The organism is Kineococcus mangrovi, assembly GCF_041320705.1.
Lineage (GTDB): Bacteria > Actinomycetota > Actinomycetes > Actinomycetales > Kineococcaceae > Kineococcus > Kineococcus mangrovi.
In genome coordinates, this window is the sequence record NZ_JBGGTQ010000007.1 from 1 (window position 1) to 17,831 (window position 17,831).

Annotated in this window: 18 protein-coding genes; 11 read left to right on the forward strand and 7 right to left on the reverse strand. The window is 72.6% G+C overall.

Translation table 11 applies throughout. From position 1 onward, the window contains the following. Positions 1–238: 238 nt before the first annotated feature. The 5 genes from AB2L28_RS14965 to AB2L28_RS14985 all read left to right on the forward strand — a co-directional run bounded on the left by AB2L28_RS14965 (position 239) and on the right by AB2L28_RS14985 (position 4,282). A complete protein-coding gene (locus AB2L28_RS14965) occupies positions 239–805 on the forward strand; it encodes an RNA polymerase sigma factor (RefSeq protein ID WP_370719782.1) in 567 nt (188 codons plus the stop codon). Beyond that, complete coding sequence (locus AB2L28_RS14970; RefSeq protein WP_370719783.1) at positions 802–1,566, forward strand: hypothetical protein; 765 nt, start codon at positions 802–804, stop codon at positions 1,564–1,566. The genes AB2L28_RS14965 and AB2L28_RS14970 overlap by 4 nt, the downstream gene beginning before the upstream one ends. 854 nt (positions 1,567–2,420) lie before the next feature. Further along, complete coding sequence (recA, locus tag AB2L28_RS14975; protein ID WP_370719784.1) at positions 2,421–3,467, forward strand: recombinase RecA; 1,047 nt, start codon at positions 2,421–2,423, stop codon at positions 3,465–3,467. Positions 3,468–3,544: 77 nt separating this feature from the next. Then, positions 3,545–3,979 carry a regulatory protein RecX gene (locus AB2L28_RS14980; protein WP_370720004.1) on the forward strand — a complete coding sequence of 145 codons (435 nt, stop codon included), beginning with the start codon at positions 3,545–3,547 and terminating at the stop codon, positions 3,977–3,979. A 9-nt stretch (positions 3,980–3,988) separates the two neighbouring features. Next, a complete protein-coding gene (locus AB2L28_RS14985) occupies positions 3,989–4,282 on the forward strand; it encodes a putative quinol monooxygenase (RefSeq protein WP_370719785.1) in 294 nt (97 codons plus the stop codon). Between the two features lie 24 nt (positions 4,283–4,306). Here the strand turns inward: AB2L28_RS14985 and AB2L28_RS14990 are convergent, their stop codons facing one another. From AB2L28_RS14990 to AB2L28_RS15005, 4 genes are read right to left on the reverse strand one after another with little or no spacing between them, the layout of a single operon-like run. Then, on the reverse strand, positions 4,307–5,197 hold the full coding sequence (locus AB2L28_RS14990; RefSeq protein WP_370719786.1) for an amino acid ABC transporter permease: 891 nt from the start codon (positions 5,195–5,197) through the stop codon (positions 4,307–4,309). Further along, positions 5,194–5,844, reverse strand: a complete 651-nt coding sequence (locus AB2L28_RS14995) for an amino acid ABC transporter permease (RefSeq protein ID WP_370719787.1) — start codon at positions 5,842–5,844, stop codon at positions 5,194–5,196. The genes AB2L28_RS14990 and AB2L28_RS14995 overlap by 4 nt, the downstream gene beginning before the upstream one ends. A gap of 38 nt (positions 5,845–5,882) precedes the next feature. Further along, entirely contained in the window at positions 5,883–6,785 is a 903-nt protein-coding gene (locus AB2L28_RS15000) for a glutamate ABC transporter substrate-binding protein (RefSeq protein ID WP_370719788.1), read from the reverse strand. 42 nt (positions 6,786–6,827) lie between these two features. After that, on the reverse strand, positions 6,828–7,628 hold the full coding sequence (locus tag AB2L28_RS15005; protein ID WP_370719789.1) for an amino acid ABC transporter ATP-binding protein: 801 nt from the start codon (positions 7,626–7,628) through the stop codon (positions 6,828–6,830). Between the two features lie 119 nt (positions 7,629–7,747). On the opposite strand from AB2L28_RS15005, the gene miaB reads away from it, so the two are divergent. Continuing rightward, positions 7,748–9,256 carry a tRNA (N6-isopentenyl adenosine(37)-C2)-methylthiotransferase MiaB gene (gene miaB, locus AB2L28_RS15010; RefSeq protein WP_370719790.1) on the forward strand — a complete coding sequence of 503 codons (1,509 nt, stop codon included), beginning with the start codon at positions 7,748–7,750 and terminating at the stop codon, positions 9,254–9,256. A 153-nt stretch (positions 9,257–9,409) separates the two neighbouring features. Here the strand turns inward: miaB and AB2L28_RS15015 are convergent, their stop codons facing one another. Continuing rightward, on the reverse strand, positions 9,410–9,730 hold the full coding sequence (locus AB2L28_RS15015; RefSeq protein ID WP_370720005.1) for an Rv0909 family putative TA system antitoxin: 321 nt from the start codon (positions 9,728–9,730) through the stop codon (positions 9,410–9,412). Positions 9,731–9,808: 78 nt separating this feature from the next. On the opposite strand from AB2L28_RS15015, the gene miaA reads away from it, so the two are divergent. After that, complete coding sequence (gene miaA, locus AB2L28_RS15020; protein WP_370719791.1) at positions 9,809–10,795, forward strand: tRNA (adenosine(37)-N6)-dimethylallyltransferase MiaA; 987 nt, start codon at positions 9,809–9,811, stop codon at positions 10,793–10,795. Further along, the gene (dapF, locus tag AB2L28_RS15025; RefSeq protein WP_370719792.1) at positions 10,792–11,724 is read left to right on the forward strand and encodes a diaminopimelate epimerase; all 933 of its coding nucleotides are present in this window, start codon (positions 10,792–10,794) and stop codon (positions 11,722–11,724) included. The genes miaA and dapF overlap by 4 nt, the downstream gene beginning before the upstream one ends. Here the strand turns inward: dapF and AB2L28_RS15030 are convergent. Continuing rightward, positions 11,708–12,361 (reverse strand): class I SAM-dependent methyltransferase, encoded by a 654-nt coding sequence (locus AB2L28_RS15030; RefSeq protein WP_370719793.1) that lies wholly within the window; start codon positions 12,359–12,361, stop codon positions 11,708–11,710. The two genes, dapF and AB2L28_RS15030, sit on opposite strands and share 17 nt — an antisense overlap. A 143-nt stretch (positions 12,362–12,504) precedes the next feature. Between AB2L28_RS15030 and hflX the strand changes: the two genes are divergently transcribed. The 3 genes from hflX to AB2L28_RS15045 all read left to right on the forward strand — a co-directional run bounded on the left by hflX (position 12,505) and on the right by AB2L28_RS15045 (position 17,026). Next, the gene (gene hflX / locus AB2L28_RS15035; RefSeq protein WP_370719794.1) at positions 12,505–14,091 is read left to right on the forward strand and encodes a GTPase HflX; all 1,587 of its coding nucleotides are present in this window, start codon (positions 12,505–12,507) and stop codon (positions 14,089–14,091) included. A 134-nt stretch (positions 14,092–14,225) separates the two neighbouring features. Beyond that, the gene (locus AB2L28_RS15040; protein WP_370719795.1) at positions 14,226–16,307 is read left to right on the forward strand and encodes an ATP-dependent DNA helicase; all 2,082 of its coding nucleotides are present in this window, start codon (positions 14,226–14,228) and stop codon (positions 16,305–16,307) included. A gap of 53 nt (positions 16,308–16,360) precedes the next feature. Beyond that, on the forward strand, positions 16,361–17,026 hold the full coding sequence (locus tag AB2L28_RS15045; RefSeq protein ID WP_370719796.1) for an aspartate/glutamate racemase family protein: 666 nt from the start codon (positions 16,361–16,363) through the stop codon (positions 17,024–17,026). Positions 17,027–17,050: 24 nt separating this feature from the next. Here the strand turns inward: AB2L28_RS15045 and lexA are convergent, their stop codons facing one another. Next, positions 17,051–17,794 carry a transcriptional repressor LexA gene (lexA, locus tag AB2L28_RS15050; protein ID WP_370719797.1) on the reverse strand — a complete coding sequence of 248 codons (744 nt, stop codon included), beginning with the start codon at positions 17,792–17,794 and terminating at the stop codon, positions 17,051–17,053. Positions 17,795–17,831 lie beyond the last annotated feature (37 nt).

Genomic DNA, 17,831 nt, shown 5'->3' on the forward strand with positions numbered 1-17,831 from the left:
TCCAGCGCGACCGACTGCGACCCCGGTGTCGGTTCTTCGGATGAGCCACTTCCCGGACCCGCAGGAACCAGCATCCCCACCGATGGACGTCGTCGCAAGGGCCCCTTGACATAGAGAGGAACCATGATCGTGACGTCCTCTCGCCTGGCGCTCTCGTGCGGAGGACGCCCCATCCGCGTTGTACGTGAATCACCAGGATCTGCAGGTAAGACTGTGCCGTGAGCGGACATCACCAGGTATGAGTGCGACAGACAACGACCCCTCGCCTCCTGAGTCCGACGCCCAACGTTTCACCACGCTGTGGGAGGCATACGCCGGGCGCGTCTTGGCCTACGCGCTACGACACACCGACCGTGACCTGGCTCAAGAGGTCGTCTCCGAGACGTTCCTCATCGCCTGGCGTCGTCTGGCTCACGTACCAGGAGAGCCACTGCCCTGGCTGTTGGTCGTGGCCCGCAACACCCTGCACAATCAGCGTCGCTCCAGCTACCGCCAAGCCCTGCTGCGCGATGAGGTCACCCACCTGCACCAGGCTCTGGCCACTGCCCCCGGCGCCGAGGACGTGATCACCGACCGGGCGGAGGTTCTTGCGGCCCTGGCCGCCTTGACCGCCACCGAACGCGAAGCGCTCCTGCTCATCGCCTGGGACGGGCTCTCACCAGTAGAAGCGGCCAAGGTGGCCGGCTGCTCCGTCCCCACCTTCCACGTCCCACTCTTTCGAGCTCGCCGTCGCCTCCAAAGCCACGACCAGGCCAGCGAGCTACCGCAACCACAGACCCTGCTCACCCCTGGGAGCCCAGCATGAGCCAAGACCGATTCGAGCTCCTCCACCAGATGCGCCCGCAGACGTCCCTGGATGCGGTGTGGACCCCGGTTGAGCAGATGGCAGTGCGCGAACGCATCCTGGCCGACCGCACCACCCGCGCCGACTCCCAGGCCACGTCCCACACCAAGCCGCGGGCCCAGCCGTCGAGGCCCCGTCGACGCAAGTGGGCAGCCCTGGCCGGTGCGGTCGCCCTCGCCGTCGTAGCCGCACCCGGCGTAGCCGCCGCCATCGACGTCATCAACGACGGCATGCGACCGCAGTCCATCCTGGACGCTTACGGCTACTGGAACGACAACCTCGACGGCGCCGTCGATCCGGGGACCGCGACCCGAGCGGCGACCGCACCAGGCCCCTACGGGGGAATCTTCAGCGTCCTGACCAGCACCAACAGCGAGGGCCAGACGTGCATCGGCCCCGTCTTCGAGACCGCGGCGAGTGCAGCTGAGCCTGTACCCAACGACTTCAACGACGGCGGCAGCTTCTGTCACAGTGCGCCCAGCACAGCAGACTTCGGGTTCGACACCCTGATGACCACCAACACCGCCGTTGTGTGGTGGGCACGGGCTGGAGACGCCGTTACCGGTGAGCTGCGAACGCTGGACGGGGAGCGGTACCCCGTGGTGGAGGTAGAGGGCTACCTGTTTGGCTGGTACCCGTTGCAGTCGATGAAGCCTGAGGACAGGCCCACCCTGACTGCGTACGCCGCCGATGGCAGCGAGGTCGGCTCCATCCGAATCTAGGCCACGACCTGAGAGGACCCTTTGCCGTGCACCGCGGGATGACCGTACGTTCCGCGTGTACCCCGGGATGACCGCGCAGGTCGTGCAGGGGGCCGAGGGGGGTGCGTGAGACTTGGGGTGTATCCAGCTTGGATATCCTTTGGCGTGCACGTGGGACCAGGGGTCTACGTAGGACCCGTCTTCGTCATCGCCGGTCTGGTGCTGGTCCGTGTCCGCCACGCGGCACTTAGCCAAGGTGTGGCCGCGGCATGAACTTGCCACGCCGGCCGTCGCAGCAATCTCGGGTGTTTCGAGCATGATCGCCGATAGCTTCGCAGTCCTGGTCGGTCTCGGCCTTGTGTAGCGGAGGCCGGTGCGCGCACCGCAGGCATATGCAGGTGATCTTCGTGCTCGACTTGCACCCGGACATCGCCATGACCATGACGTCCGTGACCGTGAAGTCGGCGGCGTCGGTGAGCTGCGGGCGCCGCTCGCCTGGCCGTGACCGTCCACCGTCGTGGAGCCGGCCCCGCCTCACCACGCGCGGTCATCTCTGAGGTAGGGGGAGAGGACTACGCGCTAGCCGGCTGCGGCGGCGGAGCGGGGCTCGGAGGACCGAGGAGTGTCACCACCACGACGGCTGGAAGTGTCACCGAGTGTCTTGATGCAGAACTGTCACCGACGTCCTGAGACATGACAGCCGACACGCCTCACCGCTGCGGCTTGGGATCGAACACGTGTACGGATAGCATCGCGGTGTCCACAGGGGTTCGCCGGGTCGTGCCGTCCACAGTCCCCCGCTCGTGCGGGGGTCGTGTCGGAGGTCCGTCCTAGCGTGACCCGCATCAGTTGGAACCACGACCAGAGGTGAGGACATGCCCGCTCCTGCGGACCGCGAGAAGGCCCTCGACGCCGCGCTCGCCGCGATCGACAAGAACTTCGGCAAGGGCTCGGTCATGCGGCTGGGCGACGACGTCCGTCCCCCGATCGAGGTCATCCCCACGGGCGCGATCGCGCTCGACGTGGCCCTCGGCATCGGCGGCCTGCCGCGCGGGCGCGTGGTGGAGGTCTACGGCCCGGAGTCCTCGGGGAAGACGACGGTCGCCCTGCACGCGGTGGCCAACGCCCAGCGCAAGGGCGGCATCGCCGCCTTCATCGACGCCGAGCACGCGCTCGACCCGGACTACGCCGCCAAGCTCGGCGTCGACACCGACGCCCTGCTCGTCTCCCAGCCGGACACCGGGGAGCAGGCGCTGGAGATCGCGGACATGCTGATCCGCTCCGGCGCGCTCGACATCATCGTCATCGACTCGGTCGCGGCCCTCGTGCCCAAGGCCGAGATCGAGGGCGAGATGGGCGACAGCCACGTCGGTCTGCAGGCGCGGCTCATGTCGCAGGCCCTGCGCAAGATCACCGGTGCGCTGAACCACTCGGGCACGACGGCCATCTTCATCAACCAGCTCCGCGAGAAGATCGGCGTCATGTTCGGCTCGCCCGAGACGACGACGGGCGGCAAGGCGCTGAAGTTCTACGCCTCGGTGCGCCTGGACGTGCGCCGGATCGAGACGCTGAAGGACGGCACCCAGCCCGTCGGCAACCGGACCCGGGTCAAGGTCGTCAAGAACAAGGTGTCCCCGCCGTTCAAGCAGGCGGAGTTCGACATCATCTACGGCCAGGGCATCTCCCGGGAGGGCGGCCTCATCGACCTCGGCGTCGAGCACGGCTTCGTCCGCAAGTCCGGGGCCTGGTACACGTACGAGGGCGACCAGCTCGGCCAGGGCAAGGAGAACGCCCGCGCCTTCCTGCGCGACAACCCCGACCTCGGCGACGAGATCGAGAAGCGCATCAAGGAGAAGCTCGGCATCGGCGCCCGCGTGGACGCCCCCGCCGAGGTCGACACCGAGGCGAAGGTCGAGTTCTGAGTCCTCGCGACCAGACGCCGCCCGGTCCGGGGGAGAACCCGGACCGGGAGGCCGACCCGCGCGAGGTCGCCCGCACCATCGCGCTGCGGCAGTTGACGATGGCCCCGCGCACGCGGGCGCAGCTGGCCGAGAAGATGGCGGCGCGCGACGTGCCGGCCGACGTCGCGCTCGAGGTCCTCGACCGGTTCGAGGAGGTCGGTCTCGTCGACGACCGCGCCTTCGCCGACGGCTGGGTGCGCTCGCGCAGCGTCGGCCGAGGCCGGCGCGCTCTGGCCCAGGAGCTGCGCCGCAAGGGCGTCGACGACGACACCGCCGAGCAGGCGCTGGAGGTCGTCGACCACGACACCCAACTGGAGGCGGCGCGCGACCTCGTCGAGCGCAAGCTGCGCTCGGTGCGGGGCCTGGAACGGGCCGTGGCCGAGCGGCGCCTCTTCGGGATGCTGGCCCGGCGGGGGTTCCCCACCGACGTCGTGCTCCGGGTCGTGCGCGAGGCGCTGGAGCAGCAGGCGTAGGTTCTGCCCGTGACCACCATCGCGATCCTGGAACTGACCCTCACGGCCGAGGGAGTCGCCCAAGCCCCGGCCATCCTCACCGAGACCCTCGAGGCGACCCGCTCGTTCGAGGGCAACCTCGGCTGCGAGGTCCTCTTCGACAACGCCGACGAGCAGCACGTCTCGATCGTCGAGCGGTGGCAGTCGGTGGAGAACGACGACGCCTACCGGGCCTTCCGGGCCACCCCGGAGGGTGCCTCGCGGCTGGGGAGCATCGTCGCGGACCGCAAGCTCACGCTGTACACGGTCCGCGACGACATCTGAGCGAGGACTGCCGGGAACCGGCGGTCAGATGTTCTGGCCGCCGGTGACCTGCCTCCCCTGGTCGACCGGGACGTCGGCCCTCGAGCGAGCGCTGCCGGACATCCGACGCTGGACGAGCTTCGCGATCTGCTCGAGCACGAGGTTCATGGCGATGTAGATCAGGCCGACGACGAAGTAGGTCTGCAGCGTGTTGTCCAGGAAGCCCGACAGCTGGTCGGCGATCTTGCCGAGGTCCTGGATGCCGGTCAGCACGATGCTGGCCAGGGCCGTGTCCTTGAGGATGACGACGAGCTGGCTGATGAGGGCCGGCAGCATCGCCCGCACCGCCTGGGGCAGCTGGACGAAGCGCATGACCTGCCCCCGGGTCAGCCCCACGGCGAGCCCGGCCTCCACCTGCCCCTTGGGCAGCGACTGGACGCCGGCGCGGGTGATCTCCGCGATGATCACGCAGTTGTAGAGGGTGAGCGCGATGACCAGGGAGAGCAGTGGGCCGCGGTGGGCGCCGACGGCTCGCAGCAGGATGTCGGTGTAGAGGATCGTGACGATCACCGGCAGACCGCGCAGCAGTTCCATCACCCCGACGAGCGGGGTCCGCGCCACCCGGCCCAGGCTCAGCCGCAGCGAGGCCAGGACGAGGCCGATGACGAGGGAGGCGGCGACGGCGAGGCCGGCGCCCAGCAGCGTGACCCGCAGACCGGCGCCGATGCGTTGCCAGACGGCGGGGAAGTCCTCGTCGGCGGGGTTGACCAACGGGTTCCACAGCTCGGCGTCGAGCTGGCCGCGGTCGGCCAGGCGCACCACGACGAGGACGAGCAGGACCAGCAGCACCAGCCCGGCCACGACGCTGCTGACGAGGGTGCGTCGCCGCGCCTTCGGGCCCGGGGCGTCGAAGAGGACAGCGGTGGGGGCGCTCATCGGGCGATCACCGTCCGGCGTTCGAAGAGGGCCAGCAGACCGGCCGCGGACAGGGTCAGGACGAGGAAACCGACCGCCATGCCGGTGATCGTGGGCAGGGCCGCGTAGCCCTGGGCGCTGGTGAGGCGGTTGTAGACGCTGAAGAGGTCCCCGCCGACGCCGATGGCGCCCACGACCGCGGAGTTCTTGATCATCGCGATGATCACGTTGCCGACGGGGGGCACCACGGCCCGCAGCGCCTGCGGCACGACGACCAGGCCCAGGGTCTGGGAGAACGTCAGGCCGATCGAGCGAGCCGCCTCCGCCTGGCCCGTGGGGACGGTCGAGATGCCGGAGCGCACCGCCTCGCACACGAAGGCGGAGGTGTAGAGGACCAGCCCGGTGACGCCGAAGGCGTAGAACGAGACGTTGATCCCCAGGCTGGGGATGCCGAACGCCATGGTGAACAGCACGATCGCCAGCGGGGTGTTGCGCAGCCAGGTCACGTAGAAGGCGCCGAAACCGCGCAGGACGGGCACGGGGGAGATGCGGAAGACGGCGAGGACCGTGCCCCAGGCGAGACTGCCGACCGCACCCCAGAGGGCGATGCCCAGGGAGCGCAGGAAACCTCCCCACCACAGGTCGAGGTTGTCCGTCACGACACTCACGGGTCAGGCCTCCGGGGGCTCAGCGGTGCGGGGGTGGGTCAGGAGCAGGGAGCGGTTTCGGGCAGCGTGGGCACCTCGGTGCCCTCGAACTGGCCCGCGGTCGCCGTCCACGCCTCCTCGTAGGAGCCGTCCTCGGACATCTCCTGCAGGGTCTCGTTGATGAACTCGCAGAAGGCGGTGTCACCCTTCTCGATGCCGATCCCGTAGGGCTCCTCGGTGAACTGCTCGCCGACGAGCTTGAACTCGCCCTCGTTCTGCGCGACGTAGCCGGTGAGGATGACGTTGTCGGTGGTCATGGCCTGCACCTGGCCGTTCTTCATGGCGTCGACGCAGTTGTCGTAGACGTCGAACTCGACGAGCTGGCCGGGGGCGGCCAGGTACTGCCGGATGTTCTCGGCCGGGGTGGACCCGGTGACGGAGCAGATCGTCACGTCCGGGTTGGCCTTGAGGTCGTCCGGCCCGGTGATGGTGGTGTTGTCGGCGTTGACCATGATCTGCTGGCCGGCCTCGTAGTAGGGGCCGGCGAACGTGACGCGCTCCTTGCGCTTGTCGTTGATCGTGTACGTGGCGACGACCATGTCGACGTCACCGTTGGCGATGAGGTCCTCGCGCTGGGCGCTGGGGGCCTCGGTCCAGGTGATGCTGTCCGGCTCGACCCCGAGCTTGGCGGCGATGTACTCGGCCACGTCGACGTCGAAGCCCTCGGGGTCGCCGGACAGGTTGGCCTCGCCGAACCCGGGCTGGTCGAACTTGGTGCCGATCGTGATGGTGCCGGCCTGGTTGATGTCGGCCATCGTCGTGCCGGCCTCGAAGGAGGCGCTGGCGTCGGCGCTGGGCTGCGCGGCCTCGTCGGTGGAGGTGTCACCGTCGCCGCCGCAGGCGGTGAGGGCGAGGACGGCGGTGGCCACGCCGGCGAGGGCGGCGGTGCGGAAGTTCCTCATGGGTGGTGCCTCCTGTTGGTGGTGCTTCGTCCCGGACGGTGGTCAGTGGGTGAGGATCTTCGAGAGGAAGTCCTTCGCGCGTTCGTGCCGGGGCGCGGTGAAGAACGTCTCGGGGTCGGTGTCCTCGAGGATCGCCCCGTCGGCCATGAACACGACGCGGTCGGCGGCGCGGCGGGCGAAGCCCATCTCGTGCGTGACGACGACCATGGTCATGCCCTCCTTGGCCAGGGAGGTCATGACGTCGAGCACCTCGTTGATCATCTCCGGGTCCAGGGCCGAGGTCGGCTCGTCGAAGAGCATGACCTTGGGGTCCATCGCCAGGGCCCGCGCGATGGCGACCCGCTGCTGCTGGCCGCCGGAGAGCTGGGCCGGGTACTTCGAGCCCTGGTCGGCGAGCCCGACGCGGGCCAGCAGCTCGTCGGCCCGCTTGCCGGCGGCGGCCGCGCTCACGCCGCGGACCTTGACCGGCCCGAGGGTCACGTTCTCCTTCACCGTCTTGTGCGCGAAGAGGTTGAAGGCCTGGAAGACCATCCCGACGTCGGAGCGCAGCGCGGCCAGGGCCTTGCCCTCGGCGGGCAGGTCCTCGTCGTCGATCGTGATGCGCCCGGAGTCGATCGTCTCCAGCCGGTTGATCGTGCGGCACAGCGTCGACTTGCCCGACCCCGACGGGCCGATGACCACGACGACCTCGCCCTCGGCGATCGTCAGGTCGATGTCCCGCAGCACGTGCAGGGCACCGAAGTGCTTCTGGACGTCCTCCAGGCGGACGAGGGGACGGCGGTCCGGCCGCGACGACGGGACCGGTGCCGGTGAGGGCTGAGGGGCCTGCGCCTGGTCACTCATGCGGCTGGACCGTACAGCAGCTGCTCACGATGTCCACGGAAACGCCACGCGGGTGGTGACATCGTGACGAGACGGTGACTCCGGTGGGTCTCCGGCGCGGTCACCTAGACTGGCCGGTGATGAGCACGACGACCGCCCCCGCCCAGCCGGACCCGCGGCGCACGTACCAGGTGCGCACGTTCGGCTGCCAGATGAACGTCCACGACTCCGAGCGGCTGTCGGGCCTGCTGGAGGACGCCGGGTACGTGCGCTTCGACGAGGCGGGCGCGGCCGGGCCGGTCGAGCCGGACGTCGTCGTCTTCAACACGTGCGCCGTGCGGGAGAACGCCGACAACAAGCTGTACGGCAACCTCGGCCACCTCGCCCCGGTCAAGGAGCGCCGGCCGGGCATGCAGATCGCCGTCGGCGGCTGCCTGGCGCAGAAGGACCGCGGCGAGATCGTCCGCAAGGCCCCCTGGGTCGACGTCGTCTTCGGCACCCACAACGTCGGTTCCCTGCCAGTGCTGCTCGAACGCGCCCGGCACAACGCCGAGGCGCAGGTCGAGATCCTGGAGTCCCTGGAGACGTTCCCCTCCACGCTGCCGACGCGCCGGGAGTCCCCCTACGCGGCGTGGGTCAGCATCTCGGTGGGCTGCAACAACACCTGCACGTTCTGCATCGTGCCCGCGCTGCGCGGCAAGGAGAAGGACCGCCGCCCCGGCGACGTGCTCGCCGAGGTGGAGGCCCTCGTCGCCGAGGGCGTCCTGGAGGTCACGCTCCTGGGCCAGAACGTCAACACGTACGGCGTCGAGTTCGGCGACAAGCTCGCCTTCGGCAAGCTGCTGCGAGCCACCGGGGGCATCGAGGGTCTGGAGCGGGTCCGGTTCACGAGCCCGCACCCCTCCAGCTTCACCGACGACGTCATCGACGCCATGGCCGAGACGCCCAACGTCATGCCGAGCCTGCACATGCCGCTGCAGTCGGGCTCGGACCGCGTGCTGAAGGCGATGCGCCGGTCCTACCGGCAGTCCCGCTTCCTCGGGATCATCGACGGGGTCCGCGCCCGCATCCCCGACGCCGCGATCACCACCGACATCATCGTCGGCTTCCCCGGGGAGACCGAGGAGGACTTCGAGCAGACCCTGCACGTCGTGGAGCAGGCGCGGTTCTCCAGCGCCTTCACGTTCCAGTACTCCCCGCGCCCGGGCACGCCCGCCGCGACGATGGGCGAGCAGGTCCCCAAGGCGGTCGTGCAGGAGCGGTACGTACGGCTGACCGAGCTGCAGGACCGCATCACCCACGAGGAGAACGTCGCCCAGACCGGCCGCACGCTCGAGGTCCTCGTGGCCGAGGGCGAGGGTCGCAAGGATGTCACCACCCAGCGGCTGTCCGGCCGGGCGCCGGACAACCGCCTCGTGCACTTCTCGGTGCCGCAGGGAACCGCGCTGCGTCCGGGTGACGTGGCCACGGTGACGGTCACCCGCGGCGCGCCGCACTACCTCGAGGCCGACGACCTCACCTCGTTCGCGGTGCGCCGCACCCGCGCCGGCGACGCGTGGGAGGCCCGGCAGGCCCGCCCCGGACCGGACGTCCAGGACGGGCCGCGCGCCGTGGGGCTGGGGATGCCCGCCCTGCGCCGCGCGCTCTGAGCGGGCGCCCCTACTTCGCCGGCGGAGCCGCGGGGTCGGGCACCGGGTCCGGACCGGGCGCGGGTCCGGGGTCGGGCACCGGCGGCTCGCCGGGCTGACCCGGCGTGGGGACGGGGTTCGGCGGCGTGGGCATCGGCGGCGGGGTGGGGATGGTCATCGCACGGGTCCTCTCATCGTGGTGCCCTGGGAGCTGACGCCCCCGCGCATCGGCGTGCCCCCACCGGGGACGGTCGACGGCGGGGCCTGGTCGGCGGCCAGGTCCACGCCCTTGCGGGCCAGGTCGCTCACCTTCGTGACCTGACCGGCGAACCGGCCGTCGGTGCGGCTGTTGACGAACTCACCGGCCTTGCCGATGGCGCCGTCCGCGCGGCCGGAGTGCTCGGCGGCGAAGGACCCGGCCCGGCCGCGCGCCTGGTCCGCGAGGTGCAGGGCCTGGTCGGTGGCCTCACCGATCTTGCCCTTGAGGTAATTCATGGTGCCCACGGCGTCCTCCCTGGTCGTGCGGTGCTGGGGTGCACGGGATAGTGCCCGATGCTCTGCCACGATGACGCGGTGGGCCACTCGAACGTTCCCCCGCCCGACGGCCGGTCGGGCGGTGGGCCACCGGTGATCGCGCTGGTGGGCCCGACCGCGTCGGGCAAGTCCGACGTCGGCGTCGCCCTGGCCCGGCTGCTCGGCGAGCGCGCGGGCACCCCTGGTGAGGTCGTCAACGCCGACGCGCTGCAGTTCTACCGGGGCATGGACGTCGGCACGGCGAAAATCACCCCCGCCGAGCGTCGCGGCGTGCCGCACCACCTGCTCGACGTCCTCGACGTCACGCAGACCGCCGAGGTCGCCGTCTTCCAGGGGTGGGCGCACGACGCGTTCGACGACGTCGGCGCCCGGGGCGGGGTGCCCGTCCTCGTCGGTGGTTCCGGTCTCTACGTCCGCGCCGCCCTCGACGACCTCCGCTTCCCGGGCAAGGACCCCGGCGTGCGGGCCCGGTGGGAGGCCGAGCTGGACCGGGCGGGTCCCCGGGCCCTGCACGCGCGGCTGGCCGAGCGCGACCCCGCGGCCGCCGCCGCCATCCTGCCCACCAACGGCCGGCGCATCGTCCGCGCCCTGGAGGTCGGGGAGATCACCGGCGAGCCCTTCGCCGCGTCCCTGCCCGAGCAGACCTACCGGCGCCCCACCGTCCAGGTCGGCCTGGCGGTGCCGCGCGAGCAGCTCGTCGCCCGCATCGACGCCCGCGTCGACCGGATGTGGGCCGCCGGGCTCGTCGAGGAGGTCCGCGTCCTGGCGGCGCGGGGGCTGCGGGAGGGGCGCACCGCCGGCCGGGCGCTCGGCTACGCCCAGGTCCTCGACGCCCTCGACGGCGGCACGACGCTGGAGCAGGCCCGCGAGCTGACCGCCCGGCTCACCCGCCGCTTCGCCCGCAAGCAGGACGCCTGGTTCCGCCGCGACCGGCGCGTGCACTGGGTGCCCGCGCCCGACGGGGCCGACCCCGAGGACCTGGCCCGGCAGGTGCTGGACCTGCTGCCCGTAGCATCGGCCGCGTGACCAGCGAGATCACCTTCACCAAGGGCCACGGCACCGAGAACGACTTCGTGCTGGTCGCCGACGCCGACGGCACCTGGAACCCCGGTGGCGACATCGTGGCGTGGCTGTGCGACCGGCGGGCCGGTATCGGCGCCGACGGTCTCGTGCGCGCCGTCCGGACGGCCGCCGAACCCGCCGCCGCGCAGTGGGCCGGTGAGGCGGAGTGGTTCATGGACTACCGCAACGCCGACGGCTCGGTCGCCGAGATGTGCGGCAACGGGGTCCGCGTGTTCGCCGAGTTCCTCCTGCAGCAGGGGCTGCTGCCCGAGGCGGCCCTGGCGGGGGACTGGTTCGCCGTCGCCACCCGCGCCGGGGTGAAGCGGCTGCGCCGCGAGGGCGAGGGCAGCTGGACCGCCGACATGGGGCCCTGGCGCCTGACGGGCGGGCAGCGGGCGCTGGTGGACGGGTCCGACGCCCTCGTGCACGTCGAGGGCCTGGACGGCGTCGCCCGGCCGGCGTTGTCGGTCGACCTCGGCAACCCGCACACCGTGGTGGCCCTGCCCGACGACGGCGAGCTGTCCGCGGCCGACCTCACCTCCGCCCCGCGCGTGGAGCCGGCGCCGCCGCACGGCACCAACGTCGAGCTCGTCGTCCCCGTGGACGCCATCGACGTCAACGGCGACGGCGACCCGGACATCGGTGACGTGTCCATGCGCGTGCACGAGCGCGGCTCGGGGGAGACGCGCTCGTGCGGCACCGGCGCCTGCGCGGCGGTGCTCGCGACCCGGGCCTGGGCGGGCGAGGGCGCACCCGGCGTGTGGCGCGTCCGCGTGCCCGGTGGCCGCCTCGTCGTGACGGTGGGGGCCGGTTCGAGCCTCACCGAGGGCACCGTGTGGCTGTCCGGACCGGCCCGGCTCGTCGCGACGGGGACCGTCACGATCCCGGCGTGACCTCCCGGGTGACGGTGAGCACCCGGAACCCCTTCGACGTCGTCGTCCGCTCCGTCCGCGTCCCCGGCAGGACGCCGGAGCCCAGCCAGGTCTGCAGCGAGTCCGCGCCGAGGTTCTTCTGCACCACCAGGTGCGCCCGGCCACCGGGGGCCAGCCGCGGGAGCCACTGCAGGAGCAGCGCGTGCAGGGCCTCCTTGCCGACGCGGATGGGCGGGTTCGACCACACCTCGGCGAAGCGCAGCTCCGGGTCCACGGCGTCGGGCAGGCTCGCCCGCACACCCACGCCGAGCCGTTCGGCGTTGCGCCGCACCAGGTCCAGCGCCCGCTCGTTGACGTCCACGGCGTGCACGACCTGCCGGGGCCGCAGCAGGGCCAGGCTCAACGCGACCGGGCCCCAGCCGCAGCCCAGGTCCAGCACGTCGCCGGTCCTGCCCGCGGCGCCGGGGTCGTCCTCCAGCACCGGCAGCAGGACGGCCGTGCCCTTGTCGAGCCGGTCGCCGCTGAAGACGCCCCGCGCCGTCGTCACCGTCACGTCACGGCCCGCGAGGCGGACCGTCAGCTCGCGGCGCTCATCGGCCGTGGCGGGACGGGCCGTGAAGTAGTGGTCGGTGGCGGGCTGGGGATCGGGCTCGGGCACGACGGGCAAGCGTAGGGCCGCCGGGGACCCCCGCCGGGACACGACCACCGGGCGCGCGGACGAAATACCGGTGCTCTCCCGGTCGTTGACTGAGACGCTGGGTGCACCACCGAGGAGCACCAGCCGAACGACCGAGGAGGTCCATGAACCAGCGCCGCGTCTCCGCGACGGAGCAGTCGACGGAACCCACGACGGGCCCCGCGCACGAGGACCGTGCCGCCGACCGCGACCAGGAGTTCGACCGGGCCATCGCCCGCATCCTGCGCGGCCACGGGGACCCGCAGGCCGGGGAGGCGCAGGAGGTGCCCGAGGAGCCGGCCGACGGTCACACCGCGTGGGACGGCGACCAGCTCGACCTCGCTGACCGTCGCGCCCTGCGCCGCGCGGCGGGCCTGTCCACCGAGCTGGCCGACGTCACCGAGGTCGAGTACCGGCAGCTGCGGCTCGAACGGGTCGTCCTGGCCGGGGTGTGGTCCAGCGCGGACTCCAACCGCACCGAGGCCGAGGTCTCCCTGCAGGAGCTGTCCGCCCTCGCCGCGACGGCCGGCTCGGACGTCCTCGCGGGGGTCCTGCAACGCCGCTCCACCCCCGACGTCGCGACCTACCTCGGGGCGGGCAAGGCGGCCGCCCTGGCCGAGCTCGTCGCCGCCGAGGGGGCGGACACCGTGGTCTGCGACGGCGAGCTGTCGGCCTCCCAGCGCCGCGGCCTCGAGGACATCGTCAAGGTCAAGGTCGTGGACCGGACGGCCGTGATCCTCGACATCTTCGCCCAGCACGCCAAGAGCCGGGAGGGCAAGGCCCAGGTCGAGCTCGCCCAGCTGGAGTACCTGCTCCCGCGCCTGCGCGGGTGGGGTGAGTCGATGTCCCGGCAGGCCGGTGGCCGGGTCGCCGGCGGTGCCGGGATCGGCTCGCGCGGTCCCGGTGAGACGAAGATCGAGCTGGACCGCCGCCGCATCCGCGGCCGGATGGCCAAGCTGCGCCGGGAGATCCGGGGCATGGGCACCGCCCGGGTGGAGAAGCGTTCGCTGCGGCACGCCCGCGCCGTCCCCTCGGTGTCCATCGCCGGGTACACCAACGCCGGGAAGAGCTCGCTGCTCAACCGGCTCACCGGGGCCGGTGTCCTCGTCGAGAACGCCCTGTTCGCGACGCTGGACCCGACGGTCCGGCGCGCGCAGACCCCCGAGGGGCGGCCGTACACCCTGGCCGACACCGTCGGGTTCGTCCGCTCGCTGCCGCACCAGCTCGTCGAGGCGTTCCGCTCGACCCTGGAGGAGGTCGCCGAGTCCGACCTCGTCCTGCACGTGGTCGACGGCTCGCACCCCGACCCCGAGGGCCAGCTCGCGGCCGTGCGGGGGGTCCTGGCGGACCTGTACGCCGAGCGGGACGCCAAACCCGTCGCCGAGGTCGTGGCCGTCAACAAGGCGGACGTGGCCGACCCCGAGGTCCTGGACCGGCTGCTGCGCAAGGAGGAGAACGCGGTCGCCGTCTCCGCGCGCACCGGCGCGGGGATCGAGGAGCTGCTCGCCCGGATCGCCGAGCAGCTGCCCGTGCCCGACGTCGAGCTGGAGGTGTGCGTGCCCTACGACCGGGGCGACCTGGTCCACCGGGTGCACACGACCGGCCAGGTGCTCCAGGAGGAGCACACGGCCGACGGCACCCGGTTGCTGGCACGGGTCCGCCCGCGCCTGGCGGCCGAGCTCGACCGGTACCGGATGAGCCGGACCGCCTGAGCGACGGCCCCCTGCCGCACGCTCGACGCCGTTCCCGCCGCCGCGGGGGCGGCGCGCGCTGCGTCCGGGCCGGGCCGGGCCGGGGCTGTGGACGGGTGGTCGGTCGTGTCGGTGCCGCGGGGGAGGATGGCGTGGTGAGCACGACAGCCCGACCCCCCACCCCCGTCTCGCAGGAACCCGAGGACGAGCCTCAGGACGTCGACGGTCCCGAGGCGGCCGCGCTCCTGGACGAGGTGGTCACGGCGCTCGGTGGGCAGCGCCGTGAGGGGCAGGTCCGGATGGCCGCGGCCGTCACCGACGCCATCCGCAGCCGGCGGCACCTGCTCGTCCAGGCCGGCACCGGGACGGGCAAGTCGATGGCCTACCTCGTGCCGGCCGTCGCCCACGCCGTGCACACCGACCAGCGCGTCGTCGTCACCACGGCGACGCTCGCCCTGCAGGCCCAGGTCGTCGAACGGGACCTGCCCCGGCTGGCCGGGGCGATCACCCCGGCGCTGCACCGGGCACCGACGTGGGAGCTGCTCAAGGGCCGGGCGAACTACCTGTGCCGCAACAAGCTCGACGGCGGGTTCCCCAGCGACGAGGGTGCCCTCTTCGACGTCGTCGCCCCCACCGGTGACGGCGCGGGGGACGCGGGCCGGCTGGGGGGCGAGGTCGTCCGCCTGCGCGAGTGGGCGGCCACGACGCGCACGGGGGACCGCGACGACCTCGACCCCGGCGTCAGCGACCGCGCCTGGCGGCAGGTGTCCGTCTCCGCGCGCGAGTGCCTGGGCGCCCAGCGCTGCCCCGTCGCCGCGGAGTGCTTCTCCGAGCAGGTCCGGGCCCGCGCCCGCCAGGTCGACGTCGTCGTCACCAACCACGCCATGACCGCCATCGACGCGATGGAGAACAGCGGTCTGCTGCTGCCCGAGCACGACGTCCTCGTCGTCGACGAGGCCCACGAGCTCGCCGACCGCGTGACGGCCGTCGCGACGGCCGAGCTGTCCGCCGCGGTCCTGCACTCCGCCTCCCGCCGCCTGCGGCGCAGCGCCGGTGTCGTCTCCGAGGCCCTCGACGACGCCTCCGTGGCCCTGGAGGCCGCGCTCGAGGACGCTCCGCCCGGTCGCCTCGACCGCTGGCCGGACGCCCTCGCCGACGCCGTCGTCGCCGTCCGCGACGCCGCCCGTCAGGCCCTGACCGACCTCAAGGACGCCTCCGAGGGGGCCGGCAAGGAGGAGGACCCGGAGTCGCGCGGGGCCCGGCACCTCGCCCGCGCCGCCGTCCAGGAGGTCTTCTCCGTGGCCGAACGGCTCGCCGCCGACGTGGGACGGGGGGCGCAGGACAGCTTCGACGTGGCCTGGGTGAGCGCCGGCTCCGGCCCGGCCTCGCGCGCACCCTCCCTGCACGTCGCCCCGTTGTCCGTCGCCGGGCTGCTGCGTGAACGGCTCTTCACCGAGCGGACCGTCGTCGCGACCTCGGCGACGCTCACCCTCGGGGGGTCCTTCGACCCCGTCGCGGGGGCCTTCGGCCTCAAGGGGGCGAAGGGGTCTAAGGGGGCGGAGGGCTCGGCCACCGCGTGGACGGGCCTCGACGTCGGCAGCCCCTTCGACTACCCGCGGCAGGGGATCCTCTACGTCGCCCGCCACCTGCCCCCGCCCGGGCGGGCAGGGGCCGGCGAGGCGACCCTCGACGAGCTCGCGGCGCTCGTGGAGGCCGCCGGCGGGCGCACCCTCGGGCTGTTCTCCTCGCGCCGGGCCGCGGAGGAGGCTGCGCAGGCGCTGCGCGAGCGGGTCGGCACGCCCGTGCTGTGCCAGGGCGAGGACCGGCTGCCCAAGCTCGTGCGCGCCTTCACGCAGGACCCCGCGACCTCCCTGTTCGGCACCCTGTCGCTGTGGCAGGGCGTGGACGTGCCGGGGGACAGCTGCTCCCTCGTCGTCATCGACCGCATCCCCTTCCCGCGCCCCGACGACCCGCTGATGTCGGCACGGGCCCGCGCCGTCGACGCCGCCGGCGGCAACGGGTTCCTCAGCGTCTCCGTGGCGCACGCCGCCGTCCGCCTCGCCCAGGGCGCGGGCCGGCTGATCCGCGCGAGCGGGGACAAGGGCGTCGTCGCGGTGCTCGACTCGCGGCTGGCCACCGCCCGCTACGGCGGCTTCCTGCGGGACTCCCTGCCGGACTTCTGGGCCACGACCGACGCGGACACCGTCCTGGCCGCCCTGCGGAGGCTGAGCGGGTGACGGAACCGTCGTCTCCTGGCGCCGGGGAGGGCCCGTCGTGGCATGCTCGGGACGTGGCCACCGTCGGCTTCTTCCACTCCGCGCACGCCCACGTGCGCACCTTCAGCGATCTCCTGACTGAGCGCGACGACACCGTCGCTGGGCGTCATCTGGTGGACGCCGGTCTGCTGACCGCCGCCCGCACGAACGGGCCCGACAGCGTCCGCCCGGCGCTCGCGGACCGGTTGCGCCGCCTCGTGGCCGAGGGAGCTGACGTCGTCGTCTGCACGTGCTCGACCCTCGGCCCCACGGCCAAGCAGGTCGGTGCCGAGATGGGGTTGCGGGTCGTCCGCGTCGACCGCCCCATGGCCGAGGCCGCCGTGCTCGCCGGCCGGCGGGTGGCGGTCGTGGCCTCCCTCGACGAGGCAGCGGCCACGCTGATGCCGTTGCTGCACGAGTGCGCGGCCACCACCGCCCGGACCGTGGAGTTCGTCGAGGTCCGGTGCACCGACACCTGGTCGGCGTTCGAGTCGGGGGACCTCCTGACCTACACGACGGGGGTGGCCGCCGCGGTGCGACGGGCGGTGCTGTCGCTGGACCCCCCCGTCGACGTCGTCGTGCTGGCCCAGGCGAGCATGCTCGACGCAGCCCCCCTGCTCCGGGACCTGCACGTGCCCGTCCTCACCTCCCCGCGGCTGGCGATCGAGGCAGCGGTCGAGCTGGTGCAGCCCGTCCGCTGACCCCGTCACCCGGGGTGCGCGCGGTCAGAGGCTGCGCAGGACCGCGGTGACCTTGCCGAGGACCGTGGCCTCGTCCCCGTCGATGGGGTCGAACAACGGGTTGCGCGGCATCAGCCTGACGTGCCCGTCCTTGCGCTGCAGGACCTTCACCGTCGCTTCGCCGTCGATCATGGCGGCCACCACGTCACCGTTCTCGGCCGTCGGCTGCTGGCGCACCACGACCCAGTCGCCGTCGCAGATGGCGGCGTCGATCATCGACTCGCCCACGACGCGGAGCATGAAGTGCTCACCCGCACCGATGAGCTGCGCGGGCAGCGGGAAGACCTCCTCGACCAGCTGCTCGGCCAGGATCGGGCCACCGGCGGCGATCCGGCCGACGAGCGGGACGTAGGTCGGTGCGGGCCGACCCTCGTCGGGGGTGCCGTCCACCGCGGAGACGAGCCCCCAGCCGAACTGCGGGGCCGGGGTCACGACCTCGAGGGTGCGCGGGCGGCGCGGGTCCTTGCGCAGGTAGCCCATCTTCTCGAGGGTCTTCACCTGGTGGGCCACGCTGCTCGGGCTCGTCAGCCCCACGGCCTGCCCGATCTCGCGCATGCTCGGCGGGTACCCCCGCTGGTCGACGCACTCCTTGATGGCGTGCAGCACGCGCCGCTGGCGGTGGGTGAGGCCGTCGCGGACCACCGGGGCGTCCGGGAACTCGTGGACCGTGCCGAGGGGGCCGGCGTCCTCGCCCGCTGCGTCCGTCGTCCCGTCCAGCGCGTCGGCCACGTCCTTCTCCTGTCTGCGTTCGCCCGGGTGGGGGAAG

Excerpts from the sequence above, each read along its gene's own strand:
- hflX (WP_370719794.1), top strand. The coding sequence starts at position 12,505 with ATGAACCAGCGCCGCGTCTCCGCGACGGAGCAGTCGACGGAACCCACG.
- recA (WP_370719784.1), top strand. The coding sequence starts at position 2,421 with ATGCCCGCTCCTGCGGACCGCGAGAAGGCCCTCGACGCCGCGCTCGCC.
- AB2L28_RS15000 (WP_370719788.1), bottom strand. The coding sequence starts at position 6,785 with ATGAGGAACTTCCGCACCGCCGCCCTCGCCGGCGTGGCCACCGCCGTC.
- AB2L28_RS14970 (WP_370719783.1), top strand. The coding sequence starts at position 802 with ATGAGCCAAGACCGATTCGAGCTCCTCCACCAGATGCGCCCGCAGACG.
- miaB (WP_370719790.1), top strand. The coding sequence starts at position 7,748 with ATGAGCACGACGACCGCCCCCGCCCAGCCGGACCCGCGGCGCACGTAC.
- AB2L28_RS15015 (WP_370720005.1), bottom strand. The coding sequence starts at position 9,730 with ATGAATTACCTCAAGGGCAAGATCGGTGAGGCCACCGACCAGGCCCTG.
- AB2L28_RS14965 (WP_370719782.1), top strand. The coding sequence starts at position 239 with ATGAGTGCGACAGACAACGACCCCTCGCCTCCTGAGTCCGACGCCCAA.
- AB2L28_RS15005 (WP_370719789.1), bottom strand. The coding sequence starts at position 7,628 with ATGAGTGACCAGGCGCAGGCCCCTCAGCCCTCACCGGCACCGGTCCCG.
- AB2L28_RS14990 (WP_370719786.1), bottom strand. The coding sequence starts at position 5,197 with ATGAGCGCCCCCACCGCTGTCCTCTTCGACGCCCCGGGCCCGAAGGCG.